Source organism: Pseudomonas sp. SIMBA_041 (genome assembly GCF_046535095.1).
GTDB classification, from domain to species: Bacteria; Pseudomonadota; Gammaproteobacteria; order Pseudomonadales; family Pseudomonadaceae; genus Aquipseudomonas; species Aquipseudomonas mucoides.
In genome coordinates, this window is record NZ_JAWRXJ010000005.1 from 299,936 (window position 1) to 319,878 (window position 19,943).

Below are 19,943 nucleotides of genomic sequence, written 5' to 3' on the forward strand. Positions count from 1 at the left end.
ACAAAAAAGGCCCCTTCATCAATCGATGAAGGGGCCTTTTCCGTGGAGGGCAGTTTTACAGTTCCTGGGCCAGGAAGATCAGCGTGTTGCCATGCGCCTCAGCCGCTGCGCGCTGGTTGTAGCTGTCGCGGTGCGAGCAGTTGAAGCCGTGTTCGGCTTCCGGGTACACGACAATTTCCACGTTGTCGTTGGTGTCGAAACGTTCGGCGATTTTCTCCACGGCTTCGAGGGAAATGTGGCTGTCCTGTTCACCGAAGTGCATCAGCAAAGGCACTTCAATGTCGTCGGCGCGGTCCAGGTGATTCTGGATGCCGCCGCCGTAATAGGCGATCGCTACATCCACCAAACCATTGGTGGCCGTGAGGTACGACAGCAGGCCGCCAAAGCAGTAACCGATGGAAGCGATGCCGCCATCCAGCCCCGGCTGGGCATCGAGGGTGTCGATGGCCAGTTTGATGTCGGCCTGGGCCTTGGTGATGTCGGTGGCGTTCATCAGCTCGACGGCGCGTTTCCAGCCGGCTTCGTCGTAGGTCAGTTCGATGCGGTGGCCGTTGCGCCAGAACAGGTCCGGCGCGATCACCAGATAACCATCAGCGGCGTATTGCTCGGCGACGGAGCGGATGTGCTCGTTGACGCCGAAGATCTCCTGGATCAAGACGATCCCCGGGCCACGCTGGGTATGCGGAATGGCCAGGTAAGCGCCAAATTTACCGTCGTCGCTGTCGATCTCGATCCATTGGGTGGTCACGCTCATGGTGGCTCCTGTCTACGCAAGTGAGGTGGAAGGTGAAGCGTGTCACGGTAGCATTTCAACGATTGTGACGGCGCCAGAAAAATCGCGCCAGCAGCGTATCGAGGCTCAGCTTGCCGGCACCCGAGAGCAGCAAGGGCAGGAGGGCGGCGAGGTAGATCACCGGCAGTTTGAAGTTGCCGTGGCCTTTATTGCTGATGGCGTAACCCTGGGCAAGCTCACTTAATGTAGACCAATCGGCCGGCCAGTGAACGGCGGCAGTGGCGACAACGGTGACCACGATCAGGATGATCGCCGAGACCCGCGTGCCCACACCCACCAGTATCGCGAGGGCGCAAATCAGCTCGGCCCACATCGACAGTTCCCAGTTCAACGTGGCAGGCACGTGATCGAACGGAAATGGAAAACGGTCCTGGATGTCGGCAAACCAGTTCTCGCCGTTCCATTTTTCCAGGCCCGACTCAAAGAATTCCCAGGCAATGAACAACCGCAAGGTCAGGGGCGCGAGCCAGCTACCGGCACGGTCGAGGTTCAGGTGCAGGCCTTTGACGGCCGAAGAGATTGAAGTGTTCATGGGCTTGATCTCCGTCAGGTCAGGAATGCGGGGCATCGAGTGCCCCGCGCAAGGGGACTACTCGGCGGCACCGCACTTGCCTTCGCCACATTTGCCTTCGGCCGGTTTTTCCGCGGTGTCGGCCTGGACCTGGCTGTAACCGTGGGCCAGTTGTTTCATGCTGAACGCTTCGGATTCGGAGGCCGAAGCGATGTTCGACAAGGCCAGGCCACCGGCGATGAGCAGGCCGAGGGTCAGGGAAGAAGTGGAAAGCTTGAACATGGTGATACTCCGTACAGTGAGTGAGTTGAGCGCTTTGATCGGCTTGGCCAATCGACCGGTGCAGTTGACCAAGCCGGTGTATCTGCGATGTGTCGTTGGGGCGGGGTTTTATGGACGGGGTGTGTCAGGGGCGGGTCTGTACACACGCAGATACACAGCCACCGCGAATCCCGTGTAGGCGTTGGGTTTTGGATTGGGGTGAGGCCGCTGTGATTCCTGGCCGACGCGCAGCGTCTAGCCTCAGTGTCCCCGCAATCCCATGGGGCGTGACTTTGGAACCTCGCATGCAAGCGCTGTTGAACGAGATCCTCGACGCTGTCCGGCCGCTGATCGGGCAGGGCAAGGTGGCGGACTACATTCCTGCCCTCGGCACCGTGCCGGCCAATCAATTGGGCATTGCCGTGTACAGCAACGACGGTGAGTTGTACTGCGCCGGCGATGCCGAGACGCCGTTCTCGGTGCAGAGTATTTCCAAGGTCTTCAGCCTGGTGCAGGCCATCGAACACTCCGGTGAGGCGATCTGGGAACGTCTGGGCCACGAACCTTCCGGTCAACCGTTCAACTCGCTGGTGCAGCTGGAATTCGAGCGCGGCCGTCCGCGTAATCCCTTCATCAATGCCGGCGCCCTGGTGATCTGCGACATCAACCAGTCGCGCTTTGCCGCCCCGGCGTTGTCGATGCGTGATTTTGTCCGTCGGCTGTCCGGCAATCCGCAGGTCATGGTCGATGGCAAAGTCGCCGAGTCCGAATACCAACACCGTGCGCGCAACGCCGCCATGGCCTACCTGATGCAGTCGTTCGGCAACTTTCACAACGACGTCGAATCCGTGCTGCGCAGCTACTTCAGCCACTGCGCGTTGCGCATGAATTGCATCGACCTGGCCCGGGCGTTCTGCTTTTTGGCCAACGACGGGTTCTGCAAGCACAGCGGCGAACAGATCCTCACTGCGCGCCAGACTCAACAGGTCAACTCGATCATGGCCACCAGCGGGCTGTACGACGAGGCCGGCAACTTTGCCTATCGCGTGGGTTTGCCGGGCAAGAGCGGGGTTGGCGGCGGAATTGTCGCCGTGGTGCCGGGGCAATTCACGGTGTGCGTCTGGTCGCCGGAACTGAACGCCGCCGGCAATTCCCTGGCCGGGATGGCCGCGCTGGAATTGCTGAGCCAGCGGATTGGCTGGTCGGTGTTTTAACGGGCAGGATTAATGACGCTCCGGAAAATTTCCTATACATTTTCCGGCCGCCCCCTGCATGGTGAAACCGCTTCATGTCTCTTGCGCTCGAACGTCTAGTCGCTGGTACGCCGATTCCTTTTGCCGGTAATCGTGTCACGGTCGTCAGCCCCGAACTGGCCGCACGCTTCCAGCCCGGCGACCACCTGCTGGTGGAACAGGTCAGCGGCGAATTGTTGCTGATCCCGGTGGCGGACCAGCAAGCGGCCAGCGTTGCGATAGAGCGCGCAGAAGCAGCCTTCATCGCGATGTCGGCGGTGTCGGATCAAGCGATCAGCCACTTCTTCGACCTGTTTGCCCAACGTCTGGAAACCCCGCAATGCTGGGACTTGATCGCGGCCGCCAACCTCGCTGACATCGAGCGCGCCAAAGCCCGTGGACGCTCAACCACGCGCTTGCTGGCCGATGAACGCATGCGCCGCGACATGATCGCCGGCCTACGGGCGTGGCGCGATGCGTCGGCCACGCGCGGCAAAGTGATCAGTTGCGTCGAACATGACGGCTGGAAAGTCGAGCAAGTGGTGTCGCCGCTGGGCATCGTCGCGTTTGTCTTCGAAGGTCGACCGAACGTGTTCGCCGATGCCGCCGGTGTCTTGCGCACCGGTAACACCGCGGTGCTGCGTATCGGCAGCGATGCATTGGGCACCGCCCAGGCCATCGTCACCCATGCGCTGAACCCGGCGCTGAGCGACGCCGGATTGCCGGTCGGCGCGGTGTCGCTGGTCGAAAGCGTCAATCACGCGGCCGGTTGGGCGATGTTCGCCGACCGGCGTCTGTCCCTGGCCGTGGCGCGGGGTTCGGGGCGTGCGGTCAGCCAATTGGGCAGCATCGCCCAACAAGCGGGCACCGCCGTCAGCCTGCACGGCACCGGTGGCGCCTGGCTGATTGCCGACCAACACGCCGACGCGACGCGCTTCGCCGCCGTGGTGCGCAATTCCCTGGACCGCAAGGTCTGCAACACCCTCAACGTCTGCTTGATCCAGCGCGACCGCGCCACCGATCTGGTGCCGCTGTTTCTCGATGCGTTGCAACAGGCCGGCACTGCACGGGGCCAGGGCTGCAAGTTGCACATCGTCGAGGGCAGCGAGGCGTGTTTGCCGACGGAATGGTTGAGCGCGAGCGTCGAGGTGTACCGCGCCGAAGGCTACCGCACCGAAGCCATGGCCGAGCCACTGCCGGAGGAGCAATTGGGCCGCGAGTGGGAATGGGAAGAAACCCCGGAAGTCAGCCTGATGATCGTCGATGACCTGGACCGTGCGATTGCCTTGTTCAATCGCTATAGCCCGCAGTTCACGGTGTCGTTGATCAGTGAGGATGACGCGGCGCATGAGCGCTTCTACAACGCGGTCAACGCGCCATTTGTCGGCAACGGCATCACGCGTTGGGTCGACGGACAGTACGCCTTGAACAAGCCGGAGCTGGGTCTTTCGAATTGGGAGAGTGGTCGACTGTTTGCGCGCAGCGCGATTCTCTCGGGAGACGGTGTGTTCACCATTCGCAGCCGCATGACGCAGACCGATCTGTCGGTCAAGCGCTAGGGATTCCGACCGCAGGCGAGGGGGCACACTATAATTAAGGTGTTTGCTCCTTCGTTCTGAAAGAGGGATCCATCATGAAACTCCGTTCCTTCGAGCAATATTCCCATCACCTGGAATCGGTCGCTCACGATACCTGGCTGACGGCCCGGGTGAAGTCGGCCCTGGCCATGGGCGAACCCACCCTCGCCATGCACATTCACGTCAAAACCCATGCGGGCACCGTGGCGTTGAGTGGTCGGGTCAACACCCATCGGCAATGTGAACAGGCTGTGGCACTGGCCCGCTCGGTTCAAGGTGTGGTCGACGTCGATGCCCGGGAATTACTGACACACGTGTTCAAACCAGGCACTTTTCCCGAAGCGCCCAACGCTGAGGAGAGCGCGGAGCAGCGGCCACGTTCGTCAGACGACCAATGACCCTGTCAGCAGCGCTTCCGGGATCGGGAGCGCTGCGCAAGGGCTGATCATCAAGCGGCTTCGACCGCTTTGCCGTACACCGCGCACGTCGTCGGATGTTCCGCCAGCGAGACGAAGGTGCGGGTGCTGGCCTCCAGGGCGTCAATCGAACCGGTTTCGATGTCGTAGACCCAGCCATGCAAATTCAACAGGCCTTTTTCCTGCGCCAGGCGCACGCTCGGGTGTGTCTGGATGTTGGCCAGTTGCGCAATGACGTTTTCCCGGACCATTGAACTGACCTTCGCCGCATCACTGGCGTGAGGGCGGGATTCGTTGATGACTTTCGCCGATTCGGCGTGCTGCAACCAGCCGCTGACTGCCGGCAGGTGATCCATGCATGTGCACTTGGCGATGGCGGTCATGGCGCCGCAATCCGAATGGCCGCAGATCACAATGTCGGTCACACCGAGCACTGCGACCGCGTATTCAACCGTGGCCGACACACCGCCCGGATGAGGGCTGTAGGAGGGCACGATGTTGCCGGCGTTGCGGATGACGAACAATTCACCGGGTTCTTGCTGGGTCAGTAATTCGGGCACTACACGGCTGTCGGAACAGGTGATGAACAACGTGCCGGGATGCTGGGTGGTGGCCAGGTGTTTGAACAGGTCGGTGCGTTGTGGAAAAGCTTCGTTCTGGAACTTCAAAAAACCGTCGATGAGCGCTTTCATGCTGATGTCCTCATTGTGTTTGTAGCCGCTGTCGAGCCCGTGAGGCTGCGAGGCTGCGTCCGGCTGCGAAGCAGTCGCCTGTATTGGCGAGGACTGCGTCCTCGGACGCAGCCTCGCGGGCTCGGCAGCGGCTACAGGGGGTTTGTGTCGGGTTAGAACGGGCGCAGTGGCAGGAACTTGCCGTCCAGGGTGATCACCGCACGGGAGCCGCCTTCCGGGTCTTCGACTTTTTTCATGTCGAGCTTGAAGTTGATCGCGCTGACGATGCCGTCGCCAAATTGCTCATGAACCAGGGCTTTGAGGGTGGTGCCGTAGATCTGGATCATTTCGTAGAAGCGGTAAATGGTCGGGTCGGTCGGGACACCGGAGAGGCTGCCGCGCAGGGGGATGATCTGCAGGCGGGCCACCGCGTCGGCGTCCAGTTCCAGCTTGTCGCCGATCACTTCGGCAGCGGCTTTGGGCAACGGATGCTGACCGAGGAGGGCGGCGGTGACGTAGGCCAGGCCCAGGCCGGTGCCGTCGGTCAGGTCCTGCCAGGACAGATTCTTGCGGGCCTTGGCATCGAGGATCGAGGTGGTCAGGGCCAGGCTTGGGTCGTTGTAGGCGTGGGACTGTTGCATGGTGATTCTCCTGTCGGCGTGGTGTTGCTTGGGTGTGAAGCCATCTTCTGCCGATTGATCCATAGCGTCCAAGATCGATATACAATGCTGTGCATAAGCCCTGCCTATAGATGGAATCACCATGCTGCTACGACATCTGCGCTATTTGCTGGCGGTCGCCGACCACGGCGGCTTCACCCGGGCCGCCGAGGCGTTGCATGTGTCGCAGCCGACCTTGTCCCAGCAAATCCGGCAGCTGGAAGAAACCCTGGGCGTAAGCCTGTTCGACCGCACCTCGCGCACCGTCAAACCGACCGATGCCGGCGCGGCCTACATCGAGTGTGCTCGTCGCGTATTGGTGGAACTGGAGGCTGGAAAACGTGCGCTGCATGACGTGAAGGACTTGTCCCGCGGCACCTTGCGCCTGGCGATGACGCCGACGTTCATGGCGTATCTCGTGGGGCCGTTGGTGCGCGATTACGTGGCGCGGTTTCCGAATATCCATCTGGAGATTTTCGAACTGTCGATGGGTGACATTGAAGCGGGGTTGGCGGATGACTCACTGGACATCGCCATTGCGTTCAATGAAGTCAGAAATGCCGACATTGAATCGATTCCAGCGTTTACCGAGACACTGGGGGTGATGGTGGGGCGCGCTCACCCGTTGTATGACAGTCAGCTCGCATTGCCCGCTGAAGAACTCGCTCAACTGGAGTTCGCGCTGTTGACCCCGGACTTCATCACCCGCACCCGCATCAATGAGTATTTTGCCCAGGAGCAGATCACGCCGAAGGTGGTGATCGAGGTCAATTCTGTGAGCACCTTGCTGGAAGTCATTCGGCACACGGCAATTGCCACCATCCTGCCGGAAGCCATCGCCAGCCAGGAGCGTGCGCTGCGCAAGATTCCATTGGTGGGGGAGGCGCCAACCCGCGGGGCGGCGTTGTTGCGTCGTAAAAACAACTACCACAGCGCGGCGTCGGTGGCGTTTATGAATCTGGTGTTGGGGCTGTAAGACACTCAGGCACAAAAAAGGGCCTGCTCTTTCATGGGAGCAGGCCCTTTTTTATCAGTGAGTCAGTTTATTAGTAGAACCGATCAATCACCCGAACTTCGTTTTGGTTCTGCAGCGAAGCCCATGCCTGTTTCAGCGTTTGCAGAACATTACCGATGAAGTCCTTGTCGGCCGCGGCTTTCTTGCCGACATAGCCCTGGCCGCGACGGTACATCTTCAGTCGGGCGAGCAGGTTCTGGTTGTTCTGGTCGAACTCCGCTTCATGAGCATGAGGCGACAGGCAGTCGATATGAACCTGGCCCGATTTGCTGATCCACAGAATGTGGCTGTCGTGGCTGTCTTTTTGCGCCGCGAACAGACGAGCCAGTTCATCGATAGAAGGTTGATTGTTCAGATTCATAATTTGCCCCTTGACCATTTGGTGATCTTTCAAAGTTGGTTCGCTAATACAAGTAGCCCATCGGTTAGTTGATCCCTGGCACCGAAACCAGGACGTCAGCGGTCGGCCGTCAAATTCAACGGGTCTCGCGTCTGTTGCATGTAGTCGTGTTGAATAACTGCTACGCGTTAGCGTCACAACGAAGAGAAGCAGCGAATACCTGGAGGCCACTGCCGACTTTTCAGGGTCGGCCACAAGCTTCATGAGGATTGATCGCCAGCGCTTCTCGTCCTTGTACTGGACGTTCGGGCCAGGTCAGCTTCTTCAATCTGCCTTGTGGGCAGCGTGTATCCGGGAAAAACAGCTCGGCGGTCAGACGAGCTTGCTCAAACATGTTGCTGTACTCCCGATCGGGGAGATGTCTGCATCATGCAAGGGCAAAACGGAGGCGTCAACCGTTATGTAGTGATTTTTTTCAGTCACTACATATTGTCGGACAAAACGGATTGGAATGAAAAAGCGAGGCCGGGACACGCCCCTCAGGCCTACGGCTGCGGGCTCTGAAAGCGGTAGAACGTGCAGGGATAACCGTCTACTGGTTGCTGATGCAGGGTGAATTGATTGCCCGTAAGATCAGGCATCACTTTGGCCCAGAACCGCCGTGCAGGCGGGTTCGCATCGATGTGGAAAATCTGCCATTGACCGGGGAATTGGCTCAAGAGGGTGGAAACGACAAACTTCGCGACACCTTGGCCACGGAAGCGCCGACTGACAAAAAAATAGCCGATGTTGTACTCGGCGCCTTCGAGGTGGGTGTCGTCGTCCACGGTCACGAAACCGGCCAGCTCACCGTCGACCCGGATCAAAAACGCTCGGGTCGCGGGCTTGCGCCAGTAATCGAGTTTGGGCTGGATGTTGAAAAAACCATGCTCACCCAGTTCCAGCGGCAGCCATTCGCTGAAGTCGTAGACGTAGAACTGCATCAGGTTTTCGAGGGTGTCGAAGTCGTCACGCTGGGCGGCGTGCAGTTCTATCGAAGGCATTGTGCGGGGCGCTCCAGGTTACGCAGGGCCATCCGTGGCCCTGTAAGGATCACTCAGTGCGGCGCGAAGTCGTACTGGCCGCCTTTCTTCAATGCAGCGAGGTAAGCCGGGCGCGCCTGGAAGCGTTGGACCCAGGCCGCCACATGCGGGTAGTTGGCCAGTTTGCCTTGGGCCCGGGCGATCTCGCCGATGAAGCTCATCTGGATATCGGCGGCGCTGAACTCGTCACCGAGCAGGTAATCGGACTGGCTCAGTGCGGTGTCGAGGTAGCCCAGGTAGTTCGCCACTTCCGAGTTGATGCGCGGATGCAGCGGCGCCCCGGCTTCACCGAGGCGTCCGACATACAGGTTCAGCATCAGCGGCAACATCGCAGAGCCTTCGGCGAAGTGCAGCCACTGGACGTATTCGTCGTAGGCAGGGGTGGAAGGATCGGGTTGCAGGCGACCCTGGCCATGACGGCGGATCAGGTAATCAATGATCGCCGCGGACTCGATCAGCTTCTGCTTACCGTCTTCAATGACCGGCGATTTACCCAGCGCATTGATCGCTTTCAGTTCCGGCGGGGCAAGATTGGTTTTCGGATCGCGCTGATACAGTTTCAGCTCGTAAGGAATCGCCAACTCTTCCAGCAGCCAGAGAATGCGCTGGGAACGGGAGTTGTTCAGGTGATGCACGATAATCATAAATATAATTCCTGTAGCAGCTGTCGAGTGAAACGAGGCTGCGATGTCTTTTCAGAACAGGCAGTCGCCGGGCTTGAAGAACACTAGACCATCCCGGTCCGTTCGAAGTGCCATCAAGCCTTGCTTGTCGGTTTCGCGGCGCGTTTGCTGCCCGTCGAGGGTTTGCGTGTCGCCGGTTTGCGTTTTTTCTTCCACGGTGCGGCACCTCGCCCGGCCGGGCTGGCGGGGCCGCTGATGGTCAGGCTCAAACCGGCGCAACGGGCGACTTGTTTGCTCATCCACGCCGCCTGTTTGGTGACGAACTCTTCCAGGCTCATTTCGCCACTCTGCACCATGTCCAGCGCTTGTTCCCAGATCGCGGTGGTGCCGGGGTCGGCAATCGCGCGCGGCACCGCATCGATCAGGCTGAAAGCTGCAGGGGTAGCGGCCAGCGCTTTGCCGTTCTTGATCAGGTAACCACGGTCGAGAAGGCCCTGAATGATCGAGGCGCGTGTCGCCTCGGTGCCGATGCCGGTGGTGTCCTTGAGCTTCTGTTTGAGCAGCGGGTCTTCCACCAGTTTGGCCACGTTTTTCATGGCCTTGATCAGGTCGCCTTCGGTGAACGGTTTGGGCGGCTGCGTCCACAGGTCCTTGAGTTTCACATCGGCCACGGTGCAATCCAGCCCCTCGGCCAGTGCCGGCAAGGTTTGTGGCGCAGGCGCCTCACGGCCCTTGGCGGGGGCGAGGGCTTCCGGCAGGGCACGCTTCCAACCGGGTTCGACGATCTGTTTGCCGACGGCACGCAGGGCTTCACCGGCGCAGTTGAAGTCGGCCTGGGTGCGGTCGTATTCATGATTGGGCAGGAACTGCGCCAGATAACGCGCACGAATCAGCGTGTAGACCGCCCGCTGTTTGCCCACCAGCCGATCCAGATTCTTCGCCGCCGCGGTGGGGATGATGCCGTGGTGCGCGGTGACCTTGGCATCGTTCCAGGCCCGTGAGCGCCGTTGCGGTTCCAGGTAATCGTTCAGCGCGTTCAGGGACGGATCGGCCTGGCGCAGTGCGGCGAGAATGCCGGGGGCTTCGCTGTGCTGACTCAGCGGCAGAAAACCGCAATCACTGCGCGGGTAGGTGATGACTTTGTGGGTTTCGTAGAGCGCCTGGGCGATATCCAGAGTTTCCTGGGCGCCGAGGCCGAGCTTCTTCGAACAGACTTCCTGCAAGGTGCCCAGATCGAAGGGTAGCGGGGCGACTTCACGCATGCGCTCGGTGCGCAGTTTGATCACTCGTGCGCTCGCGGCGTTGCCAAGCGCTTGTGCGGCGGCTTGCGCGAGGGGCTGGTTCAGGCAGCGATCCTGGTCATCACAAGCATCGGACGTTGCACGCCATTGGGCTGTGAACGCCGTACCTTCGTGCAGCAGCTGCACGTCGATGGCCCAGTAAGCCACGGGGACGAAATCGGCAATGCTGCGATCGCGGTCCACCACCAGCCGCAAGGTCGGCGTCTGCACCCGACCTACCGGCAACACGCCCTGATAACCGGACTGACGGCCCAGCAACGTAAACAACCGGCTCATGTTCATCCCGATCAGCCAGTCGGCCCGGGAGCGGCCCAGCGCCGAATGATAAAGGCTGAATGTTTCGACCCCCGGTTTCAGCGCAGACAGTGCCTTGCGGATCGACGCATCGTCCAGCGCCGACAGCCACAGCCGACGGATCGGCCCGCGATAGCGGCAGTGCTCGACCAGTTCGCGAGCGATCATCTCGCCTTCGCGGTCGGCGTCGGTGGCGATCACCAGCTCATCGGCCTCGCCGAGCAAGCGTTTGACGGCTTTGTACTGGCTGGCCGTGCGCGGCTTGACGGTCATCTTCCATTTCTCGGGAATGATCGGCAGGTCGGCCAGTACCCAGCGTTTGTAGCGCGCGTCGTAGGCGTCCGGCGGTGCCGTTTCCAGCAAATGGCCGATGCACCAGGTCACCGTGACGTCTGTTCCCAGCCAGCAGCCATCGCCCCGACGCTTGGCGCCGAGCACGGCTGCAATGTCTTTGGCCTGGGAAGGTTTTTCACAGAGGTACAGCCGCATAACCACCATCGTTCATCAAGTGTGCAAGAGGCGCACAGAATGGCCGGTGATGAGCGCCGGATCAATCTTTATCTGTATGGATGTACAGCAAAGCTGTTGCGTCGGGTTGCGGCGGGCAAAACGGCCCGTTCGGCTGCGGGGCCGTGGCGATGCCGAATTTTGGGTTATACCTGACAGTTGTGGTCTCAGGTTTCGGGGCAACGGCGCACGCCATCAAGGGCGGGCCACGCTCCCAGGTTCATCACCGTCATGAGGAACGTATTCCATGAAAAGCTCCGGTCCCAGTCCTGTCATCACCATCGCCGAGCAGCCGGGTTGCCTGCTGGTGAAGTTTCATGGCATTCAGGTCGCCGCGTCCGCGCGCGCTCTGGTGCTGTTGGAGGCCAATTACCCGCCGGTCTACTACATACCGCGAGAGGACATCGACGAAAAGTATTACGCCCGCACCGACCACACCAGCTATTGCCCCTACAAGGGCGATGCCAGCTATTACAGCTTGCAAGTCCCGGGGCATGAAGGCGCCAATGCGGTCTGGAGTTACGAGAACCCTAAAATATCCGTCAATCAGATTCGTGGATACGTGGCGTTCTACCCGGATCAGGTGAAATTCGAATTGCTCGATGCCGAAGCCTGAGGATCGTTTTCCAAGGTGTGTGGCGAGGGAGGCCCTCGCCACAAAGCCCCGTCAGTTTTTATCGAGATCGACGTTCTTGGTCTCGCGCAAACAGATCATCCCCACCACCAGGCTCACCGCGGTAATCACCACCGGGTACCAGAGCCCGTAGAAGATGTCGCCGGTGTAGACCACCAACGCAAACGACACGGTCGGCAAGAACCCGCCAAACCAGCCGTTGCCGATGTGATAGGGCAGCGACATCGAGGTGTAGCGGATGCGCGTCGGGAACAGTTCGACCATCAACGCCGCCAGCGGGCCATAGCACATGGCGCTGATGATGATCAGCGCGACGATCAACGCAACGATCATCGGCTTGTTGATTTGCTGCATATCAGCCTGTGACGGATAGCCGGCCAGTGTCACCGCGCCACGCAGGGCCGCTTCGTCGTAACCGTCGATTTTCACGTCACCGACACTGACCTGTACGCCACTGCCCGCGGGTGCTTCGGCGCTCGCGTAAGGCAGGCCTTGTTTGACCAGGAAGGTTTTGACCTTGTCGCACGGGCTATCAAATTTCGCCTTGCCCACCGGGTCGAACTGGAACGTACAGGTCGCCGGGTCGGCCAATACGGTAATCGGTGCCTGACGGCTGGCCTGGTCAATGGCCGGGTTGGCGTAATGCGCCAGCGATTTGAAGATCGGGAAATACAGCGCGGTGGCCAGCAGCAGGCCGATCATCAGCACCGGTTTGCGCCCGACCTTGTCCGACAGCCAGCCAAAGAAAATGAAGAAAGGCGCGCCAATGATCACGCTGACAATCAGCAAACCGTTGGCCACCGCCGGGTCCATCTTCAGGAACTGGGTGAGGAAAAACAGCACGTAAAACTGCGCGGCGTAAAAGGTCACCGCTTGCCCGGCGTTGATGCTGAACAGGGCAATCAACACGACCTTGAGGTTTTCCCACTTGCCGAAGGAATCACGCAGCGGCGACTTGCAGAGTTTGCCTTCCTCTTTCATTTTCACGAAGGCCGGCGACTCGTGCAGGCTCAGGCGAATCCAGGTCGAGATGCCCAGCAAAATGATGGAAAACAGAAACGGAATGCGCCAGCCCCAGACTTCAAACTGGTCGCCAGTGAAGTAGCGGCAACCGAGCACCACCAGCAGCGACAGCAATAAACCGAGGGTCGCCGTGGACTGAATCCAGCTGGTGTGGAAACCACGTTTGCCTATCGGTGCATGCTCAGCGACATAGGTGGCCGCACCGCCATATTCACCGCCCAGGGCCAGACCCTGAAGCATGCGCAGCACCACGAGGATGATCGGCGCGGCGATGCCGATGCTCGCGTAGGTCGGCAGTAAGCCGACGCAGAACGTCGCCAGGCCCATGAGTACGATGGTTGCGAGGAAGGTGTATTTGCGTCCGATCATGTCCCCCAATCGACCGAACACCAACGCGCCGAAAGGCCGCACGATGAAGCCTGCGGCGAAGGCCATCAGCGCAAAGATGAACGCCGTGGTGTCGTTGACCCCGGCGAAAAATTGTTTGCTGATGACCGCCGCGAGGGCGCCATAGAGGAAAAAGTCGTACCACTCGAACACCGTCCCGAGTGACGAGGCGAAGATGACTTTGCGGGTGTCGTGGGTGATCGCCGCGACGGGCGCGGCTTCCAGGGTCTGAACATGTTCTGACATATCGGTATCCCTCACAGTGATTGTTTTTGTTGTTCCACTGGTGTTGCGTGTTCCATGTAGAGCTCAATGCCCACAAGCCAAGCTCATTACCCTTGTAGGCGTGAGCCGGCTCCGGGCGGCGTTCCGACGATAGCGGTGTAGCAGTCACCATAGATGTTGAATCTCAGTCAGTCATTGCGAGCAGGCTCGCTCCTCCAGGAATGGTGTTGGCTGTTGATTCGAGGATTAGCTGGGCGGCTTTTTCAGCAATCATCAACGTCGGCGAACAGGTATTGCCCGAGGTAATGCGCGGCATGATCGAGGCATCAGCTACACGCAAACCGGGAATGCCACGGACCCGCAACTCGGCATCCACCACCGCTTCCGCGTCATTACCCATCCGGCAAGTACCCACCGGATGGAAAATAGTCGTGCCGATCTGCGCAGCCGCCTCCTGCAATTCCTCTTCAGTCTGCAAACGGTCACCGGGCAAATACTCGACCGGTTTGAACGCATGCAGCGCCGGCGCAGCAACGATGCGCCGGGTCAGGCGAATGGCATCAGCCGCCACGCGCAAATCCTCCGGGTGACTCAAATAGTTGGGGTTAATCACTGGCGCGTCCTGCGGGCTGGCAGAACTGATGTCTACTCGGCCACGGCTCTGCGGCCGTAGATCGCAAACCGAGGCAGTAAAAGCAGGGAAGGGGTGCAACGGCTCGCCGAAGCGCTCCAGCGACAAGGGCTGCACGTGATATTCGAGATTCGCCGAGGTCTGTTCCGGACCCGAACGGGCGAAGGCCCCCAGTTGACTCGGCGCCATGGACAGCGGGCCGCTGCGGTCATACAGATAGCGCAAACCCATGCCCATCTTGCCCCACACGCTGCCGGCGATCTGGTTCAGCGTTCGCGCATTTTCCAGTTTGTAGATCAACCGCAATTGCAGGTGATCCTGCAGATTGCCGCCTACCCCCGGCAGCTCATGGGCGACGCCGATTCCGAGTTTTTGCAGCAGCGGACGCGGACCGATCCCCGAGCGCTGAAGGATGCCTGGTGAGCCGACAGAGCCGGCGCACAAGACGATTTCCTTGCGCGCCTTGAAGGTTTTCGCCTGACCTTGCCAGCGCGTTATCAGCGCTGAAGCGCGACCGTTTTCCAGCAACACGCGGTCCACTTCGACGTCGGTCAGCACGGTGAGATTGACGCGATGGCGGACCGGTTTGAGAAAAGCCTTGGCCGCGTTCCAGCGGATCCCGGCCTTCTGGTTGACCTGAAAGTAGCCGCAGCCTTCGTTATCGCCCTGGTTGAAATCATCAATGCTGGCAATGCCGCTTTGCTCGGCAGCGTTGCGGAAGGCGTCCAGAATCGGCCACGACAGCCGCTGCCGCTCGACCCGCCAGTCGCCGCTGGCGCCGTGAAACTCGGAGTCGCCGGCAAAATGGTTTTCGCTCTTTTTGAACAACGGCAACACGTCGTTCCAGCTCCAGCCCGGATTGCCATCGGCAGCCCAGCGGTCGTAGTCGCCGGCCTGGCCACGCATGTAGATCATGCCGTTGATGGAAGAACAGCCGCCGAGCACTTTGCCGCGCGGGTAACTCAGGGTGCGACCTTGCAGGCCGGCTTGTGCCTGAGTCTTGAAACACCAATCGGTGCGCGGGTTGCCGATGCAGAACAGGTAACCCACGGGAATGTGAATCCACGCATAGTTATCGCGGCCGCCGGCTTCGAGCAGCAGCACCCGGTGTTGCGGGTTGGCCGACAGTCGATTGGCCAGCAAACAACCCGCCGGCCCGGCGCCGACCACAATGTAGTCGAATTCATCCAGGAGAGTCTTCATCCCTGACCTCGTCTTGTTGTTCTTGTTGTCGGTCATCCTAGTTGTTCGCTTTCGTCAAAAGAATGTTAGTTTTTGCGCAGCCGCTGTGCGTTTTTAAACAGCATTGCCTCAAGGACGGATCATGTTCGACTGGAATGACCTGCGGTTTTTTCTCGAGTTGCAGCGCAGCGGGCGTTTGCTTACCGCTGCCCGCCGTTTGAACACCACCCACGCCACAGTCGCGCGGCACATCGAGGCCATCGAAAAGAGCCTCGGCACGGCGCTGTTCGTCCAGCATGCCCAGGGTTACGAAATGACCCCGGCCGGCGAAGCGCTGCTCAAACACGCCGAAGCCATGGAAAACGTCGCGTTGCTGGCCCAGGAAGAAATCACCCAGTCCACCGCGCCACTGGGCAAGATTCGCGTCGGCGTCACGGAAGGGCTGGGCATCATGTTCCTTGCCAGCCGCATGAACGGCTTGTTCGAACGCTATCCGGGACTGGAAGTGGAACTGGTGGCGGTGCCGCGCTTCGTCAGCATCCTCAACCGCGAAGCCGAAATCAGCATCCACCTCGAACGCCCGGCCGCCGACATGCTGGTCACCCGCAAACTCACCGACTATCGATTGGGGCTCTACGCCAGCCAGGCGTATCTCGATCGCTCACCGCCATTGCGCAGCCGCGAAGACCTCGGGCGCCATGCCTGGATCGGCTATGTCGACGACTTGCTGTTCAGCCAGGAATTGATGTTCCTTAATAGCTTCTGCCGCAATCCACGGGTGGTGTTTCACAGCACCAGCGTCATCGCCCAGCAACAGGCTGCGCGCTCCGGGTTGGGGATTGCGGTGTTGCCTTGTTACATGGCAAGTGCAGATGCGGACCTGGTGCCGTTGTTGCCGGACGAGAGTATTGAGCGAAGTTACTGGATCAGTACCCGGCGCGAGTTGCACAAGTCGGTGCGGCTGCGGGTGGTTTGGGACTATGTGGTGGGGTTGTGTGAGGCGGAGCAGGGGTTGTTGCTGGGATAGCCAATCGCGGCCACTCTATGGGCTGACGACAAGGAGCGTTATCCGACACTCCGTCGTGACAAAGGGAGCTTGCAGCATGGCCGAAGACACAAAAGTAAAAGGACCGGCGTCGTACTTCCCGTCCATTGAGAAAAAGTATGGGCAGCCGATTAGCCACTGGCTGGCGTTGCTCGGAACAGTGAGCGACAAGAAGCACATGGAAATCGTGGCGTGGTTGAAAGATGAACACGGCATGGGCCATGGCCATGCCAATGCGTTGGTCGCGCACTATCTGGCCGCCAACAAAAAGTGACCGGGCAGGGGGGCAGGGCATGTTTGTGCCCCCCCGATCCCTCAGACAAAACACAAAACCCTGTGGGGGTGAGCTTGCTCGCGCCCACAGGGATTTCATTTGTCTGGCGCTTAAACAACAAAACCCGCATCTGTTTAAGCGAAGCCTCCTGTTACCAGCCAAAGGCTACAACGCCTTGCGCCATCGCCTACGGGTAAGACAGAATTCGCCGGCTTGTGCGTCTGGGGCGCGGGTTTTATCGTGGCTGGGTCACTGAAAAACAGTGATCGGGTTTGGTAGCCCGGTATAACTAGTCGCATAGCGCACCGTTTGCAGGACTGTTCTGTCTCTGCTTTATGGTGGCCATGCGCAGGGCTCCCATGGGAGCGCCGGGTTCCTAGTTACCGGTCTACCAACCCGCGTATGGCCGCCACCCATCGTTTGGTAGCGTGGGTGAAGGCTCCGTTTTCAATTAGGAGTTTTACTATGATCAAACCAACACCCAACCCGCCCGACACCGATCCGGCATCGCCCTACGAATCCCTCGATTCGAAAAAACTCCACGAAGCGGCCGAACGCGCCCTCGACCACTATCTCAACCCGGCCGCCCAGATCATGGCCAGCACCCACGAACCCGAACCGATGTTCCTCGCCAACCCCAAGTGCGACTCAGAATCCCTGCTGGTCAACGCCAGCGAATCACTGGGCTCGGCGACCACCATGCTCAGCAATCTCGCGGCGTTGTTGGAGAACTCACACCGCAAGACGCTGCTGGGGATTACGCAGGTGGTCATGCTGGGGGAACTGGCGGTGAATCAGGCGCTGGATAAGGTTGAAGTGAAGGAGTAAGCACGGCCCCTCTGTGGCGGGAAACTGATTGCTCGCCACAGAGCGCAACCACCAATCGCACCCAGTCAACGCTGATTCCATCAAGGAAGATAAAAACCATGAAACTATTATTCATCACTTTTCTAGGGGGGGTGTCGTTAGCTCAAACATCACTATCCTTCGCTGAAAATGTTAATGGAAAAAACCTCTATTTACAGCGATGCGCCATGTGTCACGGAATAGATCTCAAAGCTACAGGGCCATTGGCTAATAAAAGCAATCCTCCTACACCTGATCTAACAACCTCCGCTTTCAAAAAACGATTAAATGATTATCCGGGCGTGATTGTGTCATCGATAATACTTCGTCCCAATGGAGACTTAATTCCAAAAACGTTACGAGAGAACGGTGTAAAGCTATCGCCGTACTCATGGAGCATTAAAGATCTGCGCGATTTGAATCAATACATGGGTGGTGTTATTTCAAAAAATCGGTGATGTTTGAGATGAGAGACAGGCACAGACAGCTAAAAGCCATTTCAGGTTTGAGGACGTGTGGGGCAATGCAAATGAGCCAGCCGACCTCTCGCAGGTAAATCGCTCATGAGCAATCTCGGAATACAACCTCGGGCGGCTCATCGCATCCAGCAGCAGTCGGCTGCGGTTGTGACAGGCAAATAACGGCCAAAAGCGGGCGTTTTGAGTAGAGAAATTAAATCCGCCCCCTTTATCCCTGGAATGAAGAGGCCGAGGAATACCGCTGCCCAGCCGGTAACGCATTACGCAGCGAATGGCGAGCCTTCAAGAATGAGCGTTCGCACGTCACCAAAGCCAGCACCATCATCATCCGAACCAGGCAGACCGACTGCGTTGCCTGTCCGATGAAAGCCAAGTGCTGCCCGAACACTGCGCTCCGCAAGATCGCCCGCAGCGTCCATGAAGCCGCGCGCGATGTGGCTCGGCGCATCGCAGCGACACCTGCGTACGTGCGCTCTCGCCACGAACGTAAGAAGGTCGAAATGTTGTTTGCCCACCTCAAGCGCATCCTGAAATTGGAGCGCCTGAGACTACGTGGCATGAGTGGCGCGACGGATGAATTCACGCTGGCCGCTGCGGTACAGAACCTGCGACGGCTGGCTAAATTTACACCTCAAGGGCCTCCTGCCACGGGATAGGTGCGCCTGCACTCAGCAAAGAACCTCAAATTAACCCACTAACTGAGCAGCAAAGGTCAACGAACGGCCGAGAAACCACTCCATGTGGTGAGTCGGTTCTTAGGCGATGGTCGTGCCTGAGTTCAGGCGAGCGGAAAATCCGACTTTTTCAACAGAATCGGCCAAAAGCAGTCATTCGGCTGGATCTTTCGACCCTTTCCGGTCCCCCGTGTCTGCGAGCTAAAGCCATTTCTTAGCGTCCGAGTGAGGGCGGCCCATAGAGCTCGGTTTCCCAGTCTTCAAGAGGCGGCGTTACTTTGAAAGATGGGTCGCAGTATGACCTTAAGTAGTCAGTCGCTCTCCTTTGGGCATAGGTGAAATTGAGCACGTTGCCTTCGCTGTCCATCTCTATTACGTTCGCGAATATCGCGAAGACCATCTCAATTGCACTCGGCTCAGAGCCATAAATGTCGAGGTACTCTACGTTTTCAAGCATGTAGTGGCTTCCACTTGCCATGAAGTACGCAAACGTTCGGAGTGCTCCACTGAAATCATTACTTAGCTTCTTCATGTACATTTTCTTTTAGTAAATATTCTGGATTTAACTGCTTCATAATCAAGCATCTGCTTTTTTGCCGTTTTATTGTGGTCGAGACAGGCCCGAACCGATCCAAAGCGGCCCTTCGCGAAAAGCAGCTAATAGCCATTTCATCGAGATGTGCAGCAAATGCCCAGTAGTAGACAGAGTGCGCTCAGGTGGATTCGTCATTGTTTTTGGAGGTTCTGGCATCAGGACGGTGCAGCCCCGCTGTGTCCCGCCAGTACAAGGTTTCTTCGAGCTGGAAGCTTATCAGGAAGAGGGATGAGCACGTCTGAGCGATGGATTGCGCTATTTTGTCCAGATCGTCCATAGCAGACTGCCCCTCCGGCTCGGGGCCTTTGATTCTGATGGTACAACGCATAGCAACACGGAAGTCGATGCCCTTCGTATCCTCGGAGTAAATTGTTGAGTCCGTGATTACGCCATCGGTACTCAACGTTAGTCCCGAGATAAAGGTAGCTTCCAAACTGTCGCCAACTACGTTGATTTCCCAGGCATCAGCATCGTTTAAGGCTTTCCTCAATGTCGGGGCTGTGAGTGCATTATCCGCTTCCAGGTACAGATCAAGACTCATTTGAAACCCTTCTTCCTGCGTGAACATTTGCTCAAAAGTTTTTGAGTACGATTGTCGCGGCAGTGTATTGGTCAGCGGTTCGAATGTCTGCTCCTGGTCGATTTCTGCCTCACAAGAGGATCCTC

Annotated in this window: 22 protein-coding genes and 1 pseudogene; 10 read left to right on the top strand and 13 right to left on the bottom strand. The window is 58.8% G+C overall.

The genetic code is table 11. The features are described from left to right. Window positions 1-55 precede the first annotated feature (55 nt). The 3 genes from SB725_RS14075 to SB725_RS14085 are packed head-to-tail and all read right to left on the bottom strand — an operon-like array spanning window position 56 to window position 1,586. The gene (locus SB725_RS14075; RefSeq protein ID WP_027925316.1) at window positions 56-754 is read right to left on the bottom strand and encodes a dienelactone hydrolase family protein; all 699 of its coding nucleotides are present in this window, start codon (window positions 752-754) and stop codon (window positions 56-58) included. 55 nt (window positions 755-809) lie between these two features. Beyond that, complete coding sequence (locus SB725_RS14080; protein WP_027925317.1) at window positions 810-1,325, bottom strand: DoxX family protein; 516 nt, start codon at window positions 1,323-1,325, stop codon at window positions 810-812. A 57-nt stretch (window positions 1,326-1,382) separates the two neighbouring features. Then, window positions 1,383-1,586, bottom strand: a complete 204-nt coding sequence (locus SB725_RS14085; RefSeq protein WP_027925318.1) for a hypothetical protein — start codon at window positions 1,584-1,586, stop codon at window positions 1,383-1,385. Between the two features lie 284 nt (window positions 1,587-1,870). Between SB725_RS14085 and glsB the strand changes: the two genes are divergently transcribed. The 3 genes from glsB (at window position 1,871) to SB725_RS14100 (ending at window position 4,772) form a co-directional block, all read left to right on the top strand. Continuing rightward, window positions 1,871-2,779 carry a glutaminase B gene (gene glsB, locus SB725_RS14090; RefSeq protein WP_027925319.1) on the top strand — a complete coding sequence of 303 codons (909 nt, stop codon included), beginning with the start codon at window positions 1,871-1,873 and terminating at the stop codon, window positions 2,777-2,779. 74 nt (window positions 2,780-2,853) lie between these two features. After that, window positions 2,854-4,356: an aldehyde dehydrogenase family protein gene (locus SB725_RS14095; protein WP_194939655.1), complete on the top strand. Its 1,503-nt coding sequence runs from the start codon at window positions 2,854-2,856 to the stop codon at window positions 4,354-4,356. 74 nt (window positions 4,357-4,430) lie between these two features. After that, complete coding sequence (locus tag SB725_RS14100; protein ID WP_027925321.1) at window positions 4,431-4,772, top strand: BON domain-containing protein; 342 nt, start codon at window positions 4,431-4,433, stop codon at window positions 4,770-4,772. A 50-nt stretch (window positions 4,773-4,822) separates the two neighbouring features. Here the strand turns inward: SB725_RS14100 and SB725_RS14105 are convergent, their stop codons facing one another. Both SB725_RS14105 and cynS read right to left on the bottom strand, forming a co-directional pair. After that, window positions 4,823-5,482, bottom strand: a complete 660-nt coding sequence (locus SB725_RS14105; RefSeq protein WP_194939654.1) for a carbonic anhydrase — start codon at window positions 5,480-5,482, stop codon at window positions 4,823-4,825. Window positions 5,483-5,634: 152 nt separating this feature from the next. Then, the gene (gene cynS, locus SB725_RS14110) at window positions 5,635-6,102 is read right to left on the bottom strand and encodes a cyanase (protein WP_410921974.1); all 468 of its coding nucleotides are present in this window, start codon (window positions 6,100-6,102) and stop codon (window positions 5,635-5,637) included. A 121-nt stretch (window positions 6,103-6,223) separates the two neighbouring features. Between cynS and cynR the strand changes: the two genes are divergently transcribed. Next, a complete protein-coding gene (gene cynR / locus SB725_RS14115; RefSeq protein ID WP_194939653.1) occupies window positions 6,224-7,096 on the top strand; it encodes a transcriptional regulator CynR in 873 nt (290 codons plus the stop codon). 70 nt (window positions 7,097-7,166) lie between these two features. Here the strand turns inward: cynR and SB725_RS14120 are convergent, their stop codons facing one another. The 4 genes from SB725_RS14120 to SB725_RS14135 form a co-directional block, all read right to left on the bottom strand. After that, complete coding sequence (locus SB725_RS14120; RefSeq protein WP_027925325.1) at window positions 7,167-7,496, bottom strand: hypothetical protein; 330 nt, start codon at window positions 7,494-7,496, stop codon at window positions 7,167-7,169. 524 nt (window positions 7,497-8,020) lie between these two features. Continuing rightward, window positions 8,021-8,518 carry a GNAT family N-acetyltransferase gene (locus SB725_RS14125; protein ID WP_059181043.1) on the bottom strand — a complete coding sequence of 166 codons (498 nt, stop codon included), beginning with the start codon at window positions 8,516-8,518 and terminating at the stop codon, window positions 8,021-8,023. Between the two features lie 53 nt (window positions 8,519-8,571). Beyond that, complete coding sequence (locus SB725_RS14130) at window positions 8,572-9,201, bottom strand: glutathione S-transferase family protein (RefSeq protein WP_027925327.1); 630 nt, start codon at window positions 9,199-9,201, stop codon at window positions 8,572-8,574. Between the two features lie 113 nt (window positions 9,202-9,314). Next, window positions 9,315-11,264, bottom strand: a complete 1,950-nt coding sequence (locus SB725_RS14135) for a DNA topoisomerase III (protein WP_410921975.1) — start codon at window positions 11,262-11,264, stop codon at window positions 9,315-9,317. A 265-nt stretch (window positions 11,265-11,529) separates the two neighbouring features. On the opposite strand from SB725_RS14135, the gene SB725_RS14140 reads away from it, so the two are divergent. Beyond that, complete coding sequence (locus SB725_RS14140) at window positions 11,530-11,898, top strand: DUF427 domain-containing protein (RefSeq protein WP_410921976.1); 369 nt, start codon at window positions 11,530-11,532, stop codon at window positions 11,896-11,898. Window positions 11,899-11,949: 51 nt separating this feature from the next. Here the strand turns inward: SB725_RS14140 and SB725_RS14145 are convergent, their stop codons facing one another. Next, window positions 11,950-13,572, bottom strand: a complete 1,623-nt coding sequence (locus tag SB725_RS14145) for an MFS transporter (RefSeq protein ID WP_027925330.1) — start codon at window positions 13,570-13,572, stop codon at window positions 11,950-11,952. A gap of 163 nt (window positions 13,573-13,735) precedes the next feature. Next, window positions 13,736-15,385 carry a GMC family oxidoreductase gene (locus SB725_RS14150; RefSeq protein WP_194939651.1) on the bottom strand — a complete coding sequence of 550 codons (1,650 nt, stop codon included), beginning with the start codon at window positions 15,383-15,385 and terminating at the stop codon, window positions 13,736-13,738. Between the two features lie 121 nt (window positions 15,386-15,506). On the opposite strand from SB725_RS14150, the gene SB725_RS14155 reads away from it, so the two are divergent. From SB725_RS14155 to SB725_RS14175, 5 genes and pseudogenes are all read left to right on the top strand, one after another. Beyond that, on the top strand, window positions 15,507-16,391 hold the full coding sequence (locus SB725_RS14155; protein WP_027925332.1) for a LysR family transcriptional regulator: 885 nt from the start codon (window positions 15,507-15,509) through the stop codon (window positions 16,389-16,391). A 76-nt stretch (window positions 16,392-16,467) separates the two neighbouring features. Then, a complete protein-coding gene (locus tag SB725_RS14160) occupies window positions 16,468-16,683 on the top strand; it encodes a DUF4287 domain-containing protein (RefSeq protein ID WP_027925333.1) in 216 nt (71 codons plus the stop codon). Between the two features lie 465 nt (window positions 16,684-17,148). Then, window positions 17,149-17,511: a DUF6124 family protein gene (locus SB725_RS14165; RefSeq protein WP_027925334.1), complete on the top strand. Its 363-nt coding sequence runs from the start codon at window positions 17,149-17,151 to the stop codon at window positions 17,509-17,511. 98 nt (window positions 17,512-17,609) lie between these two features. Continuing rightward, window positions 17,610-17,987 (top strand): c-type cytochrome, encoded by a 378-nt coding sequence (locus tag SB725_RS14170; protein ID WP_410921977.1) that lies wholly within the window; start codon window positions 17,610-17,612, stop codon window positions 17,985-17,987. 245 nt (window positions 17,988-18,232) lie between these two features. Further along, window positions 18,233-18,664: pseudogene (locus SB725_RS14175) on the top strand (transposase); the annotation flags it as partial. Window positions 18,665-18,896: 232 nt separating this feature from the next. On the opposite strand, the gene SB725_RS14180 reads toward SB725_RS14175, so the two are convergent. Together SB725_RS14180 and SB725_RS14185 are read right to left on the bottom strand one after the other, a co-directional pair. Then, window positions 18,897-19,214 carry a hypothetical protein gene (locus SB725_RS14180; RefSeq protein WP_009048737.1) on the bottom strand — a complete coding sequence of 106 codons (318 nt, stop codon included), beginning with the start codon at window positions 19,212-19,214 and terminating at the stop codon, window positions 18,897-18,899. Between the two features lie 181 nt (window positions 19,215-19,395). Further along, window positions 19,396-19,818 carry a hypothetical protein gene (locus SB725_RS14185; RefSeq protein ID WP_059183015.1) on the bottom strand — a complete coding sequence of 141 codons (423 nt, stop codon included), beginning with the start codon at window positions 19,816-19,818 and terminating at the stop codon, window positions 19,396-19,398. Window positions 19,819-19,943 lie beyond the last annotated feature (125 nt).

What these genes read in the sequence shown, in the direction of transcription:
- SB725_RS14135 (WP_410921975.1), bottom strand. Translation starts at nt 11,264, where the DNA reads ATGCGGCTGTACCTCTGTGAAAAACCTTCCCAGGCCAAAGACATTGCA.
- SB725_RS14105 (WP_194939654.1), bottom strand. Translation starts at nt 5,482, where the DNA reads ATGAAAGCGCTCATCGACGGTTTTTTGAAGTTCCAGAACGAAGCTTTT.
- SB725_RS14145 (WP_027925330.1), bottom strand. Translation starts at nt 13,572, where the DNA reads ATGTCAGAACATGTTCAGACCCTGGAAGCCGCGCCCGTCGCGGCGATC.
- SB725_RS14140 (WP_410921976.1), top strand. Translation starts at nt 11,530, where the DNA reads ATGAAAAGCTCCGGTCCCAGTCCTGTCATCACCATCGCCGAGCAGCCG.
- SB725_RS14125 (WP_059181043.1), bottom strand. Translation starts at nt 8,518, where the DNA reads ATGCCTTCGATAGAACTGCACGCCGCCCAGCGTGACGACTTCGACACC.
- cynS (WP_410921974.1), bottom strand. Translation starts at nt 6,102, where the DNA reads ATGCAACAGTCCCACGCCTACAACGACCCAAGCCTGGCCCTGACCACC.
- SB725_RS14075 (WP_027925316.1), bottom strand. Translation starts at nt 754, where the DNA reads ATGAGCGTGACCACCCAATGGATCGAGATCGACAGCGACGACGGTAAA.
- cynR (WP_194939653.1), top strand. Translation starts at nt 6,224, where the DNA reads ATGCTGCTACGACATCTGCGCTATTTGCTGGCGGTCGCCGACCACGGC.
- SB725_RS14120 (WP_027925325.1), bottom strand. Translation starts at nt 7,496, where the DNA reads ATGAATCTGAACAATCAACCTTCTATCGATGAACTGGCTCGTCTGTTC.
- glsB (WP_027925319.1), top strand. Translation starts at nt 1,871, where the DNA reads ATGCAAGCGCTGTTGAACGAGATCCTCGACGCTGTCCGGCCGCTGATC.
- SB725_RS14160 (WP_027925333.1), top strand. Translation starts at nt 16,468, where the DNA reads ATGGCCGAAGACACAAAAGTAAAAGGACCGGCGTCGTACTTCCCGTCC.
- SB725_RS14155 (WP_027925332.1), top strand. Translation starts at nt 15,507, where the DNA reads ATGTTCGACTGGAATGACCTGCGGTTTTTTCTCGAGTTGCAGCGCAGC.
- SB725_RS14130 (WP_027925327.1), bottom strand. Translation starts at nt 9,201, where the DNA reads ATGATTATCGTGCATCACCTGAACAACTCCCGTTCCCAGCGCATTCTC.
- SB725_RS14185 (WP_059183015.1), bottom strand. Translation starts at nt 19,818, where the DNA reads ATGAGTCTTGATCTGTACCTGGAAGCGGATAATGCACTCACAGCCCCG.
- SB725_RS14095 (WP_194939655.1), top strand. Translation starts at nt 2,854, where the DNA reads ATGTCTCTTGCGCTCGAACGTCTAGTCGCTGGTACGCCGATTCCTTTT.
- SB725_RS14180 (WP_009048737.1), bottom strand. Translation starts at nt 19,214, where the DNA reads ATGAAGAAGCTAAGTAATGATTTCAGTGGAGCACTCCGAACGTTTGCG.
- SB725_RS14170 (WP_410921977.1), top strand. Translation starts at nt 17,610, where the DNA reads ATGAAACTATTATTCATCACTTTTCTAGGGGGGGTGTCGTTAGCTCAA.
- SB725_RS14100 (WP_027925321.1), top strand. Translation starts at nt 4,431, where the DNA reads ATGAAACTCCGTTCCTTCGAGCAATATTCCCATCACCTGGAATCGGTC.
- SB725_RS14085 (WP_027925318.1), bottom strand. Translation starts at nt 1,586, where the DNA reads ATGTTCAAGCTTTCCACTTCTTCCCTGACCCTCGGCCTGCTCATCGCC.
- SB725_RS14165 (WP_027925334.1), top strand. Translation starts at nt 17,149, where the DNA reads ATGATCAAACCAACACCCAACCCGCCCGACACCGATCCGGCATCGCCC.
- SB725_RS14080 (WP_027925317.1), bottom strand. Translation starts at nt 1,325, where the DNA reads ATGAACACTTCAATCTCTTCGGCCGTCAAAGGCCTGCACCTGAACCTC.
- SB725_RS14150 (WP_194939651.1), bottom strand. Translation starts at nt 15,385, where the DNA reads ATGAAGACTCTCCTGGATGAATTCGACTACATTGTGGTCGGCGCCGGG.